Source organism: Bacteroides sp. AF39-11AC, from assembly GCF_003474285.1.
Classification (GTDB): Bacteria; Bacteroidota; Bacteroidia; order Bacteroidales; family Bacteroidaceae; genus Bacteroides.
Genome location: NZ_QROH01000014.1, coordinates 65,352 through 85,785, shown reverse-complemented (window position 1 = coordinate 85,785; position 20,434 = coordinate 65,352). Strand labels below are relative to the sequence as shown.

Sequence of the window (20,434 nt, the reverse complement as noted above, 5' to 3'; positions counted from 1 at the left end):
TTTTAATATACCGTCATGAGAAAGAGCAAACTTTATTTGATTGGCTTGTTAGTATTGGCTCTATCAAGCTGCACTTCCAAGAAACAACAAACTGCGGAAATCACTCCGAATGTACCCAAAATTATTCTGGAAACGGATATAGGTAACGACGTGGACGATGCACTGGCACTGGATATGCTTTACAAGTATCTGGACGCAGGAGATATCGACTTATTAGGCATCGCCATCAACAAAGAAGGAACCTATCCGGCCGAATACACCGACATCATGAATACCTGGTATGGCTATCCTCAAATCCCTATCGGAATCATACACAACGGAGCCGACTGTGAGAACGATGCTACAAACTATGCCAAAGCCGTATGCCTCATCCAGAAGGATAACGGTGAACCGGCTTTCAAGCGCTCACTGAAAGGTGACTATAACCAACTGCCGGAAGCACCTGCCCTCTATCGTAAGCTATTGGCACAGCAACCGGACAGTTCCGTTACCATCATCTCCGTAGGTTTCTCCACGAACCTTGCACGCCTGTTGGATACTCCGGCTGACGATGTATCTCCGCTGACCGGAAAAGAACTTGTTGCCCAAAAAGTAAAACTGCTGTGTACCATGGCAGGATGCTTTAACAATCCCAACCTGTTTGAATATAACGTAGTGAAAGACATTCCAGCGGCAAAGAAGATATTCTCCGAATGGCCTACCACACTGGTGACCTCTCCTTTCGAAGTAGGTATCGCCATCAACTATCCCGGCAGCAGCATTGAAAACGATTTCGGATGGGCTCCTATGCACCCAATGGTAGAAGCATATAAAAGCTACCAGCAAATGCCTTACGACCGTCCTACATGGGACCTGACTTCCGTATTGTATTCTGTTGAAGGTCCGTCCTATTTCAATGTTTCTCCGGCAGGTAAAATAAACGTAACGGACCAAGGTGCTACTGAATTTACTCCCGATGCCGCAGGAAACCGTTACTACCTGACAGTAGATTCCATTCAGGCTGAGAATATCAAACAACATTTCATCCAGTTACTGACCAAGCAACCGGCTCACTTCAATAAATAATAAGCATTATGACTAAATATCTATTGGGGCTCATAAGTTTATGGCTCATGTGTTCTTGCTCGGACACCGCCCCCGGAGAAACCCCTCCGATAGACCCGCCAACACCTACACCTACCGTAACCATCACAAAACCGGAATTCGTATTCGGCTTCCAAGGCCAAAGCAAGTATTCTTACTGCCCAAGTGCCTTGAAACAAGCTGATGGGACAGTTCACCTATACTTCTGCGGCAATCCGGAAAACCTGATCATGGTCGATAATATCTTCCATATCAAGATCAATCCGGACGGAACACAGACTGCTGCCAAAAGTGTATTGCAGCCTGGTGTATCAGGTTCATGGGACGATCACCATACCTGTGACCCTTCTGTTATCGAAGGTAGCTTCACTTGGAAGAATACTACCTACAAGTATGCCATGTTCTTCCTGAGTAATATGTACGGGGTATATTACAATGAAATCGGTGTCGCGTTCAGCAACGACCTTGATGCAGATAGCTGGGTGAAGTATCCGCAGCAGATTGTGAAGAAAACATGGTCGAGCGAAGGTGACCAGGAAATAGGTGGCGGCGGTAAGTCATGGGGAGTAGGCCAGCCTTCTGTCGTATCTCTGGATGGAAAAGGTAAGCTACTGCTGACATATACCGTAGGTGATATCGGGGGTACACGCATCGTCTGGGCCGAAGCGGATTTCAGTAATATGGATACATATTCCGTCAGTACCCCGCAAACAATTGTACAGACAGGTTTAAAGGCCATTGACAACCAGTCAAGGGATTATACCTGTAACTCGGAATTTGCAATTGACAAGGATGCGGATAAAATCGTCATGATACGCCCGGTACAGCCTATGCCCAGTGATTATCCCAATTACCTGAATTCTTCATTGGAAATAGACTACATGAACCTTTCGGACTTCACCAATCAAAGAGGTAACTGGACACCGATTTACCGGATCACCCCGGATGATACCGGCTATCCGAGAAACCACAATGCCACTTTGCTGAGGGATAATTTCGGCCACCTGCAAGACTGGGAAGAACCGGAATTCTACTTTACGGTCAGCAAGGCAACCCCCGATGTACAACCTTCGGGCAGCAGCCATGCGGAGTGGACGTACCATATCTGGAAAAGTAAGGTAGTAAAGAGTAAATAAGAAGTAATTCCGGTAATCAACCGAATTTAGTAGTTTCAGTTGATTACCGGAAAAATAAGCTTATTATCATTACTAAGAATTCAAACAAGAAAGATCTTCCTTGACTATACATAAAAAGCAGTAATCATCCGACAGTAGATTTAAACCCAGTTGATCGAGTTCAATAGCATACCATGTATCTAACAACAAAGTACGAATAGCTTCAAACTCAGCCAATTCATATCTATATTTGTAGTAAAGTGCCTTTTCTCGCCAGTAGTCCGTTTCTTTACATAAACCACCCCAATCCTTATTAAGGATACAATCTGTCAGCCTTTTGCTTATCTGCGCTAAATCATTCTTTGGTACATAAGGCATATCTTCTACAAACTGAATCAGGTGATTAAACTCATCTACAGACAAGACAACCCATACATGACATACTCCTCCTTCTTTCTTTTTTCGCTCAGCCCAGCTTTTAGCCTGAGCCGCCACTCCGTCTCTAAAGATAAAGTAGTTATTCTTGTCTATATAATGGCCCGATAATAGATTTTCAGAATGGTTTATCTTATTTTCCAATGAAGATGCACTTAAATTATCTACATTATCATACCCCATTCTCAACTCTACCAGCATCAACCGGGAAGTAGTAACACGATTATTCGCATAATTACCTATTCCAATGGCAGCATCCATTGTACAGTCATTATTCCCTTTAAGTACTTTAGCCTCATAATCATCCAATGAAAGGCAAGTGATACGTGGATCGAACCATCCCGTTCTCTGATAATCTTTTGCAGCAACATCGTCTAAAGTGGCTTGACAATGACAAGCAAAAGGGTGGCTGACTATAATATCATTCTGACAAACCAGTTGAACCATAATCCTGTATGCGTGAAATAGCAATATTAAATGACTTAAAGATTTCACTTATATCGCTGCCTAAGTTCTTATAGACATACTGCATGGAATCTTCTGAAGCTCTCTCTGCTTGATAGAAACAGGTATTCTGCAATACGCCCTCTTTACGAGCTATTGACTGAATAGCAGATACCATATCAGGATTATGGCTTGCAACCATTATTTTGAGTCCCACTTGTTTATGAAGCAATACCAGTAAACGAGCAAATTCTACAATCCATTGAGGATGAAGATGCGCCTCAGGTTCATCAATAAGTAAAAGAGACTCTTCATTCAAGTATCCATTTTCAAGCAAACGTTGCAAGTAAGCGAATGACTTGATTCCGGTGGCTGTAGATGCAAGCGTGATATCCAGTCCGTCAGCACGATGATAATGCAGTTCTTCATTCTTAAACCATCCCTTATCCACTGAAATCTTACCATTAATGGAACGCATTATCCGGGCTAAAAGAAGTCTATTCCGCTCCGGTATATTAGTTCCTGTAGAGCTAAGCATCATATTCGCCAACTCTTTCCAATGATTTAACTCTGATCCTTCTGCTGCTAATGCCATAGGAGTATCAATATATATTGCTCTATGCAACATATAAGGCATACTGAAACACCGTTCTGCCAAAAGAGGAATCTGGTCTTCATATAACTGAATAGAAGCAGGAGGATCAAAGATTCCTTCTTCAATCAGATATTCATAGATATACCCTTGTAATCTCCCAACCGGATGCATCTTTAAGTCATCTAAAACATTGACGTATGCAGCTGTAACATCATTCTCCAAGTCATCACAGTAACCATCCAAAGTAATACCTCCATCCAACGGTATAGCAAGATATGTCAGAATTCGATTTTTATTCCCCTCGTCACCACTATTCATATAACTTACTAACTCTTTCCGGAAAGAGGCTAACACATCCAAACTCTCATGAAAAAGACTTTCAATATCACCATATACAACTCTGGTCTCCAGCAAGCGGCTATAGGTAACATTAATATTCTCATCTCCTCGATTCACTATATCCCTACGCACTCGATCCGGTTTACGCAAGCAATCTTGTATCTGCTTCAACAAGTCGTTATAAGCAAACTCATCAAACCCGTTAAAACCATTAATCAAATAATAAAGCCAACGGGACAGTGTACTTTTTCCACATCCATTTTCTCCGGCAAGCACAGTTATGCCATTAATAGCAATATCTGCTTCTTTAATCGCATGATAATCGGATAATGTATATCTGTAATTACTCATAAGTCTTCATCAAATCATTGAACACAACAAAAATAGAGTATTTATTTGAATTGATAGATAAACTCATTAAATTCTTTTCCTTCGAACTTCTCCATTAAACTTTAGTAATATAATTATTTTGCCGTTTGTCAATTTGACAATCCTATCGCACGAGAAGCTTCTCTTTCCACCCTAAGTAGAAGAAAAAGAAATAATCACAGGGATTCCATTTCGCATGAATACACAAGGAGAACAATTCGTTTCATAATTTCATAATTTCATAATTTCATAATTTTCATAATTTCATAATTTTCATAATTTTACTAACTTAACTGATGCTAAACCCTTGTTTATGAAGGAAGATTGCTTTTATACTCAAGAATTGTCGTCTTGCGTATTCATTGAGCGTAGAAATATAAGCCAGATCTTCTGGCGTAAAAACTTCTGGAGGAGATTTCGTAATCATATTAAAACACCTTTGCCGGATATTTTAAATTATGATTTTTTCTCCAGTTCTACAAATAATAGATACCTGTTTTCTTCATTGTACAGAGAAACGGGGGCAATGAAAACTGTACCAACTTATTTTTTAAGCATTACTTAGTTAATGCTGAAAACTGATTTTTGGGATTGATTTTTAGCAAGGTTGAACTTGAAAAATTCACTTTTTAAAGTGGACTCAAAAAAGAAAAATGAGGATGTATCAGACACGATTCTGATGCATCCTCATTCATACTATTTATGCTACCATTTACTCTTTGAAGCGTGTTCCCGCTTCAGAATATCATTCAGAGGCACCTCAAATATCTTAGCCTCAACCCATGCCACAAAGTCGAACTTACGTAAATTAAGCAAAACGATTCTACCTTCAGATTATACCCTTTGTTTTTGGACATTTCTCGCTTGATAGAACGAACTTCGGACTGGATGTAGTCTACATTCTCCGAATTCAATAACACCAACTCACACGGATTAATCTGATATAATTCATTTTTAATCTGTGCAAATCCTGTAGCCCGTGATCCCCCCTACTCCCCCTGCTCTTGCTTTATGTTTTTGTGACACATCTATCTATTTTTATGCCATTTCCCCTCAGGAATACATTTATGTCGCGAAATCATATATCATATCTGACACATACCGGTAACTTTGCAAACAGAAAAAGATATCATTTAGGTAACAAAACAAATAGGTAAGAAAGATTCCAAAACAGGAGAACAAAAAACAGGTAGTTCAGACTTAAAACTACTACCTGTTTTCTAAAAAAGAAAAATGAATATACAAACATACATAACTATTTAAACTAAGAATGATGAATTCAAAACAAACGCTTTTCAGTCTATTAATGTGTGTACTGGCACTGACAAGTTGCGACACGCAAAAACAAGCTACCGTGGGCAACGAACTTGCCCTGACACGAGCTAAGCAAACATTGGATTCTTTATACCTGAACTATTCCGTTTCCGGTACATGCCTGTTGCGTGAAAATTACCCTTCCAATATCGGAGAGTACACAGCAACCTATCTGGCATCTGAGGAACAAAAGAATATGCCCAATCTCTATTCTTATTTATGGCCCTATTCCGGAACCTTCTCAGCCGTAAATGCATTATTCGCCACTACAGGAGATAAAGAGTACAAATCAGTACTCGACAATAAAGTACTGGTAGGTCTGGAAGAATACTTCGATACCCGGAGAACTCCCGAAGCTTATGCTTCATATATCAACAGTGCACCGCAATCCGATCGTTTCTACGATGACAATGTCTGGTTAGGCATCGATTTCACCGATACATATATGCTCACTAAAGAACCCAAATATCTACAGAAAGCACAACTCATCTGGAACTTCATCGAAAGCGGTACGGATGATAACCTGGGAGGTGGTATCTATTGGTGCGAACAAAGGAAAGAATCCAAGAACACTTGTTCAAATGCTCCCGGCTCAGTCTTCGCATTAAAGCTTTTCGAAGCTACTAAAGACAGTGCTTATTTTGTAAAAGGGCAACGCCTCTATGAATGGACGCAAACAAACCTGCAAGATTCGACAGACTATTTATACTTTGACAATATCAATCTGAACGGAAAAGTCGACAAAGCCAAATTTGCCTACAACAGTGGACAAATGATGCAGTCAGCCAGCCTGCTATACCAGTTCACGGGCCAAGAGAAGTATCTGACTGATGCACAAAACATCGCTAAAGGATGCCATAACTACTTCTTTCAGGACTATACACCGGAAAACGGAAAACCATTCAAACTATTGAAAAAAGGAGATGTATGGTTCATTGCAGTCATGCTGAGAGGTTTTATCGAGCTCTATCAAGCGGATAAAAACGGAACTTATCTGGACTCTTTCAGCAAAAGTCTGGATTACGCCTGGGGACATGCACGGGATGAGAAAGGACTGTTCAACACAGACTTCAGCGGAAAGACCCAGGATAACAGAAGATGGTTACTTACACAAGCTGCCATGGTAGAAATGTATGCCCGCCTTGCAGCCATCAAATAATAAGAAAAAAATACTAATACCTAAAAACATGAAAAAGAGAAATATCGGTTTATGCGCCGTAGCGTTGTTCTGCATGCACAACAATGCCAAAGCCATGGAAGCATTCCTGAAACAGGACAACACCACAGTGGTGAATCATGCTCAGATAGCCGCTGCCTACAAGACAAACCGTCCTGCCGTAAAAAACAGACTCTACACGTCTAAAGCCGTAGAGGCCGAAATCCTGCGGGTAAAAAAGTTACTGACCAATTCCAAACTGGCATGGATGTTCGAAAACTGTTTTCCGAACACACTGGATACCACCGTACATTATCGTTTGCTGGATGGTAAACCCGATACATTTGTCTATACCGGCGACATCCATGCCATGTGGTTACGTGATTCCGGTGCACAAGTTTGGCCATACGTACAACTGGCACATAAAGACCCTGAACTGAAGAAGATGTTAGAAGGCGTAATCCGTCGTCAATTCATGTGCATCAATATCGATCCTTATGCCAACGGATACAACGATGGCCCTACTGGTGGCGACTGGATGTCAGATATGACAGACATGAAACCCGAACTGCACGAACGTAAATGGGAAATAGACTCCCTCTGCTACCCTCTCCGACTGGCTTACCAATATTGGAAAGAGACTGGTGATGCCAGCGTCTTCGATGAAGCATGGATAGAGGCTATCACCAACATCCTGAAAACGTTCAAAGAACAGCAACGCAAAGACGGTGTAGGTTCTTATAAATTTCAACGCAAGACAGAGCGTGCTCTCGACACACTGAACAATAATGGTCTGGGTGCTCCGGTCAATCCTGTAGGACTCATTGTTTCCTGTTTCCGTCCTTCGGATGATGCCACCACACTTCAGTTTCTTGTCCCGTCGAATTTCTTTGCTGTATCTTCCTTGAGAAAAGCTGCGGAAATTCTTTCAACTGTAAACCATAATAGCTCTCTATCCCAGGAATGTACAGCTCTGGCTGACGAAGTAGAGTTGGCTTTGCAGAAGTACGCCACTTACAATCATCCGAAATACGGCACTATTTATGCTTTCGAAGTGGATGGTTTCGGCAACCATATGCTAATGGATGACGCCAATGTGCCCAGTCTGCTCGCTATGCCTTATCTGGGTGATGTGGACGTGAACGATCCTATTTATCAGAATACCCGCCGCTTCGTGTGGAGCGAAGATAATCCCTATTTTTTCAAAGGGAAAGCGGGAGAAGGTATTGGCGGTCCTCACATCGGATATGATATGGTATGGCCCATGAGCATCATGATGAAAGCCTTCACCAGTCAGGACGATCAGGAAATTAAAGAATGCATCAAGATGTTGATTAATACGGATGCAGGTACAGGTTTTATGCACGAATCTTTCCACAAAGATGATCCGGCAAACTTTACCCGCGCCTGGTTTGCATGGCAGAATACTCTTTTTGGAGAGCTGATATTGAAATTAGTGAATGAAGGAAAGCTTGAATTATTAAATAATATCTAATAGTACGTATGAGATACACAGCATTACTTATAAGTCTTATTATTGCGATTTATTCTGTAGGTTATTCTTATGCTCAGTCTGATAAACTGATTTTAAAGAACAGCGAATACGCTTGGTATGCAGACCGCATCACACAGGGAGAGTATATGGGCACAGCACTATCTGCCACACATTTATCCTCCAATTTCGAGAAAGAGCGTTCAGGTGATTTCAAAGGAGAATGGAAACCAAGGTATGATTTATCACGCTATCCTCAACTACAAACTCCCTTCCTACTCGAGAATGCACTCTACAATATGTCTCTCGATGAAATGGTGAATGCCATTGAACCGGATAGTACATTACGAACCGGATCTGGATTTCCCGGAGTATGGACACGAGATGTGAGCTACAGTATTATTCTTAGTATGGCCCACCTGCAACCCCAAGTATCAATGCATTGCTTACTAAGGAAAGTAGATAGACTCGGACGTATCATCCAAGATACCGGCACAGGTGGCAGCTGGCCATGCAGCACCGATCGAATGGTTTGGGCCATTGCCGCTTGGGAAATCTATAAGGTAACGGGAAGCCGGGAATGGTTAGAGAAAATCTACCCAATTATTCGCAAATCCATAGAAGATGATTACTTGACTGCCTACGATGAAAAGACGGGATTAATGATGGGAGAATCTTCATTCATTGATTGGAGAGAACAGAGTTATCCCCGCTGGATGCAGCCTATGGACATCTTTCAGTCTAAATGCTTAGGCACAAATGCCGTGCATGTAGAGGCACTACGTGTTCTTGGTTGCATGGCAGATATAATGAATGACACAATAGAAAAAGAAAAATATGATAAGAGGTCAAAGCAAATAATAACTGCCATTAACCGCAACTTATGGATGCCCGAAAAAGGATATTATGCCCAGTTCTTATACGGACGTAATTACCATACTCTTTCCCCGAGAAGCGAATCGTTGGGAGAAGCTTTAGCCATCCTTTGGGGAGTAACATCAGTCAAAAAGCGGGCAAAGATAATCCGCAATTCTCCGGTTTGCGTGTTCGGTACACCTATTTTCTATCCTGAAATTCCGAATATCCCGCCTTACCATAACAATGCAGTGTGGCCTTTTGTATCCGCCTATTGGATGCACGCTGCAGCCATGGCCGAAAACGAAGCAGCCGTTCTTCATGCCATCGGAAGCATTTATCGCTCAGCAGCTTTGTTTGTCACTAACAAAGAGAATTTAGTATTAAGTACAGGCAGTTTTAGAGGTACACAAATAAACTCAAGCAATATGCTGTGGAGTCTCTCAGGCAATTTAAGTATAGTATACCGTTTGCTGATGGGCATCCAGTTTGACAATGCTCAGTTATCATTCAAGCCGTTTGTTCCAAAAGCTTTGGCAGGCAGACGCGTCTTGAAAAACTTTCCGTATCGCAAATCTATACTCAACATTGAAGTAGAAGGATATGGAAATAAAATCAAAGCCTTCTATCTAGATGGGAATAAGCATAAACCTGTTATACCAGAAACATTGACAGGAAATCATGATATAAAAATCGTAATGGCAGATAATAATATTAAAAGTCAGGATATCAACTTACAACCGACCGTTTTCTCTGTTGAAACACCGGTAGTGGAAAAGAATGACGAGAATTATCTATGCTGGGAGAAGATAGAAGGGGCAACCGCCTATCAGATTCTAAAAAATGGCAAAACTTATCAGACTATTAAAACAACCCGGTTCCATTTACCCGAAAATGCTTATGGAGAATATCAGGTGATAGCCTTAGCCGAAAATGAATATGCTTCTTCATTTGCCAGTGAACCGATTACAATTGGAAATTACTTAACTTACGAAGTAGAAGAGTTTGCAACTAAATCAGGGAAGAGATACAAAGGCTTCACAGGTACAGGCTTTGTCAACATAGACAAAGATGACAACATAATGATTAAAATTCCGGTTGATATTGAAGAAGAAGGCAATTACGCCATAGACTGGAGATATGCCAACGGCAATAATACCATTGCCGATGATAACTGCTGCGCTATTCGTACCCTACGTGTAGACAATGAAACTTTAGGAGTTTCCATCTTCCCACAACGCGGAATGCACGCATGGGAAAACTGGGGATGGAGCAACAGCCATCAAGTTCATCTAAAACCGGGAAAACACATCATTTCTCTATCATTTGAGCCGCATAATGAAAACATGAATATCAACGTCAATCAAGCACTCATAGATCAGTTGAGGCTAATGAAGTTAAAACAATAAAGTCAGCATAACACTCTAGTTATTTACCTAAAACAAAAGATTATGAATAACAAAATGAATTTTATCTGGGTATCAATACCTGTACTTTTAATGCCATCATATATATCTGCGCAAAAAAAAGTACAACAGCAACCAAATATCATCCACATCATGACAGATGACCATTCTTATCAGGCAATCAGTGCCTACGGACATCCGCTGTCAGCACAAGCTCCTACTCCCAATTTAGACCGCCTTGCCTCGGAAGGGATGCTTTTCAGACAGGCTTTTGTGGAAAACTCCTTGTCTACTCCGAGCCGTGCTTGTTTAATGACCGGACTGTACAGCCATCAAAACGGGCAGCGCCGTCTGGATGAGGGTATCGACTCTACACATATATTTGTATCCGAACTGCTTCAGGAAAATGGCTATCAAACCGGAATAGTAGGCAAATGGCATATGCGTTGCGAACCTAAAGGCTTCGATTTCTACCACATTCTTTGGGATCAAGGTGAATATTATAACCCTGAATTCAGAAGTAAAGAGACGAATGGCATGTATATAAAAGAAAGAGGCTACGTTTCCAATTTAATCACCAATCATGCCATTGAGTTTCTCGAAGAAAGAGATAAGAATAAACCATTCTGCCTGTTTGTACATCATAAAGCTCCCCATAGAAACTGGATGCCTGACATAAAATATGTAGATCTATATGAAGATGTAGAATTCCCTTATCCAGAAACATTCAAAGATGACTATTCCACTCGTGGTGAAGCTGCCCACAAACAGCAGATGAGTATAGAAAAGGATCTTTCACTAGTATACGACTTGAAAGTCCGCGAACTAAAAGATAGACCAGAGCTTAAAAACGATTGGAGTGTCCGTAGCATTGAATCCCTGCTCAACAGAATGGACTCTACAGACCGAAAAAAATGGATTGAAGCTTACGAACCGCGTAATGAAAAATTCATCACTCAGAATCTGCAGGGTGACGAGTTATTGAAATGGAAATATCAACGTTATATCAAGGATTATATGCGTTGCATCAAGTCAGTGGACGATGAGGTAGGTCGTTTGCTCAGCTATCTTGAGAAAGAAGGATTAATAGACAATACAATCATCGTTTATACTTCGGACCAAGGATTCTATATGGGCGAACATGGCTGGTTTGATAAACGCTTCATGTACGAAGAGTCCTTTAGAACTCCGCTTATTATCCGCTATCCCGCCAAAATCAAGGCAAAATCGGTTTCTGATGCATTAGTCCAGAATATAGATTACGCACCCACTTATCTAGATATGGCCGGCATTGAGAAACCTGATTTTATGGTAGGAACATCATTAGTCCCACTTTTCAAAAATAAAGGAAAAGCTCCCTCTGATTGGCGTCAATACTTATATTATCATTATTACGACTATCCAGCTGTGCACAATGTTCGCCGTCATGATGGAGTTCGTGATAACCGCTATAAGTTGATTCACTTTTATGGAACAGAGATCAGCTATGATGAGCTATACGACCTCAAAGATGACCCGAATGAACTCAATAACCTATACGGTAATCCCAAGTATGCCAAAGTAGCTGAACGAATGCAGAAGCAACTGGACAAGATAAGAAAAGAACAAAAAGTTGATGAGTTCTAGAAACTGTCATTGAACACACCAAAAACAATTAAATACCAATAAAATGAAAGTAAAAATAATCTATTTATTGCTTTTAGCATACTGCTCTATGGGATGCGTAAAAGCAACTGATGACAACAAGGTGATGTCGCCAGACGGCAGAAACGCCATAATTCTATCATTAAATTCGGAAGGTGTTCCCACTTATCAGGTACTTCGTGACGGTAAAACATTGATAAACTCTTCCGCTTTAGGATTTATTGAAAAGAACGATATTAACTTAGCCAATCAGTTCAAGTTGAATGATGTTATTTTTGATTCAAAAGACGAAGCTTGGACACAGCCATGGGGAGAGAATAAGAATATGCGCGAACACTATAACGAGATGGCTGTAAACCTAAAAAATAATAGAGTGAACCTAACTCTTCGTTTTCGTGCATTTAATGATGGAATAGGATTCCGCTATGAATACAATGTGTCAGATACTGATTCTCTTTATTTAATGGACGAACTGACAGAGTTCAATATTACTGAAGATGGCACCTCTTGGTCCATTCCAGCCAGTTTCGATACCTATGAAATCTTATATTCTGAAAAACCTATCAGCGGTATTAAAGATGCCAATACCCCGATGACTTTTAAAACAAGCAGTGGTGTGTACGCAAGTATTCATGAAGCCGCTTTATATGATTTCCCGGAAATGACGCTGCAACGGCTGGAAGGACTCTGTTTTAAATCAAATCTTGCACCATGGCCCGATGGAGTAAAGGCAAGAAAACCAAATCATTTTACCACCGCATGGAGAACCCTACAAATAGGTGATAAAGCCGTAGACTTAATTAACTCCGGATTAATTCTGAACTTAAACCCTCCTTGTCAATTAGAATCCACCGAGTGGATTGAACCGATGAAATACGTTGGAGTGTGGTGGGGTATGCACGTTGGTGTAGAAAGCTGGACTATGGGCGACCGCCATGGTGCCACCACTGAAAATGCAAAGAAGTATATTGATTTTGCATACAAGAATGGAATTCGTGGAGTATTGTTTGAAGGCTGGAATGAAGGTTGGCAAAACTGGGGAGGCAACCAACGCTTTGAATATACAGTACCCTTTGCCGATTTCGACATTAAAGAAATCACTCAATATGCCAAAGAGAGAGGAGTAACCGTTATTGGGCACCACGAAACAGGTGGAAATATTCCTTATTATGAAGCTCAGATGGAAAAAGCTTTCAAATGGTATAAAGATTTGAACATTGTCAACGTAAAAACAGGCTATGCAGGCGGATTCCCCAATGGTCTCAACCACCACGGCCAGTATGGAGTCAATCATTACCAAAAAGTAGTGGAACTAGCTGCTGATAACCATATGACAATCAATGCGCACGAGCCCATCAAGGATACCGGCATCCGAAGAACATGGCCCAACATGATGTCTCGCGAAGGAGCTCGTGGCATGGAATGGAATGGCTGGAGTGAAGGTAATCCCCCTTCTCATCATGTAATACTGCCATTTACCCGTTTGCTGAGCGGCCCGATGGACTATACTCCCGGTACATTCGACATCCTTTTAGAGAGCAGCAAAAACTCACCCAAACATCAAAAGTGGCACGCGCTGGATAAGGGAAACAGCCGCGTAAACACTACGCTAGCCAAGCAATTAGCTAACTGGGTGATATTGTACTCTCCGGTACAAATGGCATCTGATCTTATAGACAACTACGAAGGTCATCCCGCCTTCCAGTTTTTCCGCGATTTCGATGCAGATTGCGATTGGTCCAAAGCGCTGGACGGAGAACCCGGAAAGTTTGTAGTTATTGTACGCAAAGCAGAAGACAAATATTTTTTAGGAGCAGCAACTAATGAAGAAGCAAGGAAAGTATCTATTGACCTTGATTTTCTGGAGCCAGAAAGAGCTTATAAGGCCATTATCTATGCAGATACGGATAAGACTGATTGGAAAACGAATCCAACTGAGTACCGGATATTTGAAAGAGTGGTAACATCTAACGATAAACTGGATATTGTGATGGCCAGTGGTGGAGGACAAGCCATTACATTCCTGAAAATGAAATAATTATATTTTCAAACTTTAAATCAGTACAAAGTATGCAAGAAAAAGTGAGCTGCTCTATTCATAGAGTGGAAAAGTTACTTCATGTAACTTACAAACGGGTCTCCTTGACCATGAAATTCATAATCTTCATCTGTATGTGTCCATTTACAGTTGCCCTGGCAGCAGAGTCGGATGGACAAAAGTCAAATGTAAGCATGAACGTGCACACCATGCAACAACAAAAGAATATTATATCAGGAAATGTTGTTGATGTAAATGGAGAGCCTGTTATCGGAGCAAGTGTCATGGAAAAAGGCACTTCAAATGGCTGCATCACTAACATAGATGGCCAATTCACAATCAATGCCCCCATCGGTTCTACTCTTCTCATATCATTTGTAGGTTATAAACTAGAAGAGGTTAAAGTGAAAAGCAACACAACTCTGCATATCCAGTTGACAGAAGATACGGAACTGCTGGATGAAGTAGTTGTAGTAGGATATGGCACACAGAAAAAGGTGAACTTAACCGGTTCTGTAGCATCTATCGGCGGAGATGATCTTGTCAATAAGTCGGTAGGCAATGTAACTGCGGCTTTGGCAGGTTTAGCACCTGGTTTAAAGGTTATGCAGCGAGTGGGGCAACCCGGTGCTGACGGTGCAGATCTTAGTATTCGTGGCTTCGGAGCTCCTTTAATATTGGTAGATGGACTAGAGCAAGACTTTGGAAACCTCGATCCTAATGAAATAGAGAACATCTCTGTACTTAAAGATGCTTCAGCTGCAGTATATGGTGCCCGTGCAGGCAATGGCGTTATATTGATAACCACCAAACGCGGTAAAGAGGGTAAACCCAAAATGAACTTTACCTTTACCGGAGGCTTAGCTGCTCCCACGCGCACAGTGCCATATGCTAATGCTGGATTATATGCAGAACTCTATAACGAAGCCAACCGTTCAGACGGCAATAACCCCACCTATACTCAAGATGAGATAGACCTATTTTATGCCGGAACTGACCCTCGTTATCCGAATACCGACTGGAAAAAGGAAACACTCAAAAGCTTTTCTTCTCAATACGATGTGAACTTGAATGTCAGAGGGGGCAATGATAGAGTTAAATACTTCTTATCTGCAGGTTATTTAAGCCAAAATAGTCTATTGCGCTCAAATGATATCAATTTTGATAGAGTAAGTATTCGTTCAAACATTGATGCACAAATTACACAGATTTTAAGTGTATCTGCTGATTTAAGTGGCAGACTGGAATATCGGAAAGAGCCAGGAAGAAATATGAATGTCATCCTTCATGGAATTCAGGCAGCACGCCCCACTATACCTGCTCATTTTTCTGATCCTACCAAGATTACACAACCTGGGTATGATACTGGCTGGGGTAATCCACGGGCTATCTCTGATAGCGAATATTCTGGATACAACAACAAAGATTTTAGTACAGTCAGAGCTACAGCCGGTTTCAAACTGGACTTTAATCAATACGTAAAAGGTTTATCCGCAGACGGGAAATTTGATTATAGATTAAATAATACTTTTGGAAAAGAATTTAATAAATCATTCAATTATTACGATTATGACTACGACAATGAATCCTATATAAAAACCGGAACATTCAATAGTGGAAACACTACGCTAAAAGAAAGTTATGAAAGGGATTGGCTTTGGTACTCAATGTTTAAAGTCAATTATGACCGAATTTTTGCACAAGACCACAAAGTAAGCGGTTTGTTCCTTGTAGAAGCCCAATCCAGCAAAATGGATAAGTTCAGTGCCTACAGAGAGGGATTTATCTCCAACGCCATTGATGAATTGTTTGCCGGTGGTGATGATAATAAAAATAATGATGGCAATGCCTCTGAAGGTGGACGTATGTCATATGTTGGCCGCCTTGGATATTCATATAAAGACAAATACTTGCTGGACGCTGTTATGCGCTGGGATGGTTCTCCTAAATTTTCAGAGAATAACCGTTGGGGATTTTTCCCTTCTGTATCCGTAGCATGGCGCATCAGCGAAGAGGCCTTTCTTAAAAATAAGACCGAATGGATTGATAACTTAAAACTTCGCTTATCAGTTGGTAAAGCCGGCGATGAAGCTAATGTGAACTTCAACTATCTAACCGGTTACCAGTTTGCCAATAGATATATATTCGCTTCCGATGAGACAGTTTCAAGAGGAATTTCTTCAAAAGGCTTAGCCAATCCTAATGCGCGCTGGGCAGAGACAACGACTTACAATGTCGGCTTAGATTATTCAATGTTTAACAGAAAACTTTATATAGAATTAGATATTTTCTATCGTGTAAAAAATAAAATGCTTGCCACACGTGCTCAGAGTCTGCCAAGTACATTTGGCGCATCACTGCCGGAAGAAAATATCAATAAACAAGATACCAGAGGATTTGAACTATCATTAGGTCATGCTAACAAAATAGGCAACATCATTTATAATATTCAAGGAAATGTATCATGGGCCCGCTCCAAATGGCTCCACTATGATGAAGTGACACGCACAGATGACGCACAAAAAAGGAGATATGATTTGACGGGTAAATGGACCAATCAAACTTGGGGGTATGTAGCTGATGGCTTATTCTCTTCACAAGAAGAGATAGACGGATGGGCAGACATCACAAACGGGGCTCATAATAATGTTATCAAGCCAGGTGACATCCGTTATATAGACCAGAACGGGGATGAAGTAATTAACTGGAAAGATGAAGTTGTCATCGGAAGAGGAGAAGATCCTGAAATCTTTTTCGGATTGAACGGAGACGTTTCTTATAAAAATTGGTCTGTTAATTTCCTGTTCCAAGGAGCCACCAACTATTCTGTTTTCTATAGCGAACAATTTGTATCGCCTTTTGGAACTAACATGAATCCATACGAACTTTGGAAGGACCGCTGGACAGAAACAAACCCGAATCCCAATGCAGCACTTCCAAGAGTGCGCTTTGGAACAAGCCATCCCAATACCTACCAATCCACATTTTGGGTAATTAAGAATGCCTACTACTTACGTTTGAAGAATATACAGCTTAATTATTCCATACCCAAAACTTGGACAAAGAAAATCGGGGTGTCCGACTTACGTTTATTCGCTACCGGAACCAACCTGCTGACATTAACGAATGTCCGTTATCGTGATCCTGAATCTACAGCTTCTGCAGGATGGCAATATCCGGTAATGAAAACTTTCACAGTCGGCATTAATATGAACTTTTAAATTGATATATTATGAAATTCAAACAATTATACTTTAGCCTCTTGGTATTCCTTTTCAGTGCCTGCAATGTTTTGGACAAGGAGCCTATTGACATTATATCTGATGCCCAAGTTTGGGAAGATCAGGATTTAGTAGACGCAAATCTTACGCAACTTTATCATATCACTAACTTTAATACAATCTTCAACTATCAAAATAATTTAAATGTAATTACCGACGAAGCCCGTACTTGCTTCGGCTGGAGTTCTTTGCTCAATACTTATACGCTGGGCGTCATCAATCCGGATAACATCGGTGATCGTACCTTTGTGGGATATTGGGAGTATAACTATGTGAGACAATATAATGAATTCCTGGAAAAAATAACTCAAAGTACTACCCTCCCTGCAGAATTTATAGAGCGGCGTGTGGCAGAAGTTCGTTTCCTGCGAGCATTTCATTATTACAATTTAGTAATGCGCAACGGTGGTGTGCCAATTATTACCAAACCGCAGCAAAGGACAGATGAAGATCTTTATCCGCAAAGAAACTCGGAGAAAGAGGTTTATGAGTTTATTCGCAAAGAACTTGATGACATCATAAAAGTGCTTCCCGAATCATATGATGCAGCCAATAAAGGGCGTATATCCAAATATACAGCTTTGGCCTTGAAAAGCCGCGCCATGCTTTATGCGGCAAGTATTGCCCAAAATGGAGAAATACAGTTGGACGGATTACTTGGTGTTCCTACCACTGATGCAGATTTCTACTTTGAAGAATCCATGAAAGCCTCTCAGGAGATTATCAATTCTAATAAGTTTGCCTTGTATAACAAATACCCCAATGATAAAGCCAAGAATTACCAACAGCTTTTCCTCGAGAAAGACAATAGCGAGGTAATCTTTGCCAAAAAACATACAGTGAGCGTTTTTGGACATCAATATGATCATGACAACCAACCCTTATCTTACAAGCCGGCAGTATACTGTGTAACCAATCCTACACTTGAAATGGTTGATTCGTATGAATTTGCAGATGGGACACCCGGCTCTGCCATTAACTACAATCAAGAAATTGATACGAAAGAATTATATAAGAACAAAGAGCCACGTTTCCATGCAACAATTTTATATAATCAAGCACCATGGATTGATAATCAGGTAGAAACGTACTACTTCACAATCCAAAGTGATATAAAAACAGATAAACGTGACAATTCATTGGGTGGGCGTGGTAAAGATGTAAATGCTGATAGTAATGCAGGGGCTACTCAAACAGGATTCACCTGCAAGAAATATTTAAGAGAAGTGCGTGATGTGCCTGCTGGTGCCTATTCCGATCAAGATTTCATTATTTTCCGCCTCGGCGAAATTTATTTGAATCTTGCTGAAGCAGCTTTTGAACTTGGTCAATCAGAAATCGCTTTATCCGCTATCAACGAAATCCGTGAACGTGCAGGGGTACCTAAACTAACTGCAAGCAATTTGAACCAAGAAGCAATACGCCATGAGCGAAAAATAGAACTTGCTTTTGAAGGCATACGCTATTGGGATTTAAGAAGATGGAGAACTGCACATATTGCATTGAGTGGTCAATTCCATAAATTAAATACTTATTATATAAAATCCCGAAATACATACGGATATGAAATAATCAACTGCCAAGGTAACTTGTCACGTACTTTCGCAGAACACCATTATTATTTTCCAATTGAGCGAAAACACATAACAGAAAATCCAAATATGAAACAAAATCCCGGATATAATTAATTCACTATAGTAATTATTTCTTATAGATACCTAAATAAGGGCTGTGTTTTTCAATGCAGCCCTTTTCCCCCGACTTCGACAATGCATGAAAATCAATCAAAAAGTAAGCTGTTTCATTACTGTTCTTCCGTCAGAAAGAGAGGTTTTTCATATCACTTGCCCCATTAATTAACAGACTTATTTGGAAGGTCATGATTGTTTCATTACATTAAGAATTTTATCTACGACCCATTTGATATTCGCTCCGTCTATGATTCTCTCCAATTCCCGATATATCTTACAGGCACTAAAGCCAGTATGAATCTCAATTTTTCTTTCCATAAATAAAATATAAGACAAGTTTTTACTGGAATCTGCCCCTTCATCCGACTAATATCAGTTCTTTCAGCCTTCACCATCTCCCCATTTATCAGCCTTTCAGAGAGTGTGCCAAAATAAAGATTAGAACACAAATTACACGAATAATATTTTTTATACTTGTGATAATCAGAGCTGAGCTGATTTGTTATTTGTGTAATTTGCATTCTTTTATTCAGTTTTGACACACTCTTTCTCAGCCATCACAACCGCAGAAACATTCTTCAGTCTCACTACCTCCTTACCACTTGATATACATTTCCATACCCCGTATACCGACGCACCACCTCCGCTTTCAGCAGCGCATAGGATTGACACTGCACATGGAAGCGGAATTCTTTTGCTGAAGTTCCCTGAAAATCCGGGCAGCCGTAAGGCCAAGACTCTTCTCACCGGGATTCGCCACACGAAAATAACTATGAAAAACATCCTCTGCGTGACAAACACGGTAGAACGCCGCATTCTGCACCTGCAACACCTGCTCCTCTTCTTTGGTGAACCAATCACGCCTCACCGCAAGCAGTTCCGCCTTCAGTTGTGCATAAATTTGGTCGTGCTCTATGTAAGTACAATCGATCATCCGCTCCACTTCCACGCAAAGAAAACGGTGACTTCCCGTAGGGTCGGTAAGTAAGTCGAAACGATTGCTGGTATCAATAAAATGAGGCGACACGGGGCAGTTGACGGAAACTCTGCTGATAGGCCTTACGGATATTCAAATCAGACATTTGCATCAGGTTCTTCAGCAATGGCATTTTATTCTCGGCATACTTATCAGCTACGAATTTACTACAACGGGAAAGCGCTTTGCAAGCATTCCACT

The 20,434-nt window shown here is 40.8% G+C and carries 11 protein-coding genes and 1 pseudogene; 9 read left to right on the top strand and 3 right to left on the bottom strand.

The genetic code is table 11. From position 1 onward, the window contains the following. The first annotated feature begins 15 nt into the window (after window positions 1-15). Window positions 16-1,065, top strand: coding sequence for a nucleoside hydrolase (locus tag DW036_RS23975; protein WP_118466499.1), 1,050 nt, complete (start codon window positions 16-18; stop codon window positions 1,063-1,065). Between the two features lie 8 nt (window positions 1,066-1,073). Beyond that, window positions 1,074-2,219, top strand: a complete 1,146-nt coding sequence (locus DW036_RS23970) for a sugar-binding protein (RefSeq protein WP_118466498.1) — start codon at window positions 1,074-1,076, stop codon at window positions 2,217-2,219. A 72-nt stretch (window positions 2,220-2,291) separates the two neighbouring features. On the opposite strand, the gene DW036_RS23965 is transcribed toward DW036_RS23970, so the two are convergent. Beyond that, a complete protein-coding gene (locus DW036_RS23965; RefSeq protein ID WP_118466497.1) occupies window positions 2,292-3,080 on the bottom strand; it encodes a hypothetical protein in 789 nt (262 codons plus the stop codon). Further along, window positions 3,055-4,362 (bottom strand): AAA family ATPase, encoded by a 1,308-nt coding sequence (locus DW036_RS23960; protein WP_118466496.1) that lies wholly within the window; start codon window positions 4,360-4,362, stop codon window positions 3,055-3,057. The genes DW036_RS23965 and DW036_RS23960 overlap by 26 nt, the downstream gene beginning before the upstream one ends. Before the next feature lie 1,291 nt (window positions 4,363-5,653). Between DW036_RS23960 and DW036_RS23950 the strand changes: the two genes are divergently transcribed. The 7 genes from DW036_RS23950 to DW036_RS23920 all read left to right on the top strand — a co-directional run bounded on the left by DW036_RS23950 (window position 5,654) and on the right by DW036_RS23920 (window position 19,254). After that, a complete protein-coding gene (locus DW036_RS23950; RefSeq protein WP_118466574.1) occupies window positions 5,654-6,853 on the top strand; it encodes a glycoside hydrolase family 76 protein in 1,200 nt (399 codons plus the stop codon). A gap of 28 nt (window positions 6,854-6,881) precedes the next feature. Next, the gene (locus tag DW036_RS23945; RefSeq protein WP_118466495.1) at window positions 6,882-8,345 is read left to right on the top strand and encodes a glycoside hydrolase family 125 protein; all 1,464 of its coding nucleotides are present in this window, start codon (window positions 6,882-6,884) and stop codon (window positions 8,343-8,345) included. 8 nt (window positions 8,346-8,353) lie between these two features. Continuing rightward, window positions 8,354-10,606, top strand: a complete 2,253-nt coding sequence (locus tag DW036_RS23940) for a family 78 glycoside hydrolase catalytic domain (protein WP_118466494.1) — start codon at window positions 8,354-8,356, stop codon at window positions 10,604-10,606. Window positions 10,607-10,648: 42 nt separating this feature from the next. Next, window positions 10,649-12,229 (top strand): sulfatase, encoded by a 1,581-nt coding sequence (locus tag DW036_RS23935; protein WP_118466493.1) that lies wholly within the window; start codon window positions 10,649-10,651, stop codon window positions 12,227-12,229. A gap of 43 nt (window positions 12,230-12,272) precedes the next feature. Next, entirely contained in the window at window positions 12,273-14,285 is a 2,013-nt protein-coding gene (locus DW036_RS23930) for a glycoside hydrolase family 97 protein (RefSeq protein WP_118466492.1), read from the top strand. Window positions 14,286-14,395: 110 nt separating this feature from the next. Continuing rightward, complete coding sequence (locus DW036_RS23925; RefSeq protein WP_158585991.1) at window positions 14,396-17,506, top strand: TonB-dependent receptor; 3,111 nt, start codon at window positions 14,396-14,398, stop codon at window positions 17,504-17,506. An 11-nt stretch (window positions 17,507-17,517) separates the two neighbouring features. Continuing rightward, window positions 17,518-19,254: a RagB/SusD family nutrient uptake outer membrane protein gene (locus DW036_RS23920; RefSeq protein ID WP_118466490.1), complete on the top strand. Its 1,737-nt coding sequence runs from the start codon at window positions 17,518-17,520 to the stop codon at window positions 19,252-19,254. 590 nt (window positions 19,255-19,844) lie between these two features. On the opposite strand, the pseudogene DW036_RS23915 reads toward DW036_RS23920, so the two are convergent. Beyond that, window positions 19,845-20,387 (bottom strand): annotated as a pseudogene (locus DW036_RS23915) (VapE domain-containing protein); the annotation flags it as partial. Window positions 20,388-20,434 lie beyond the last annotated feature (47 nt).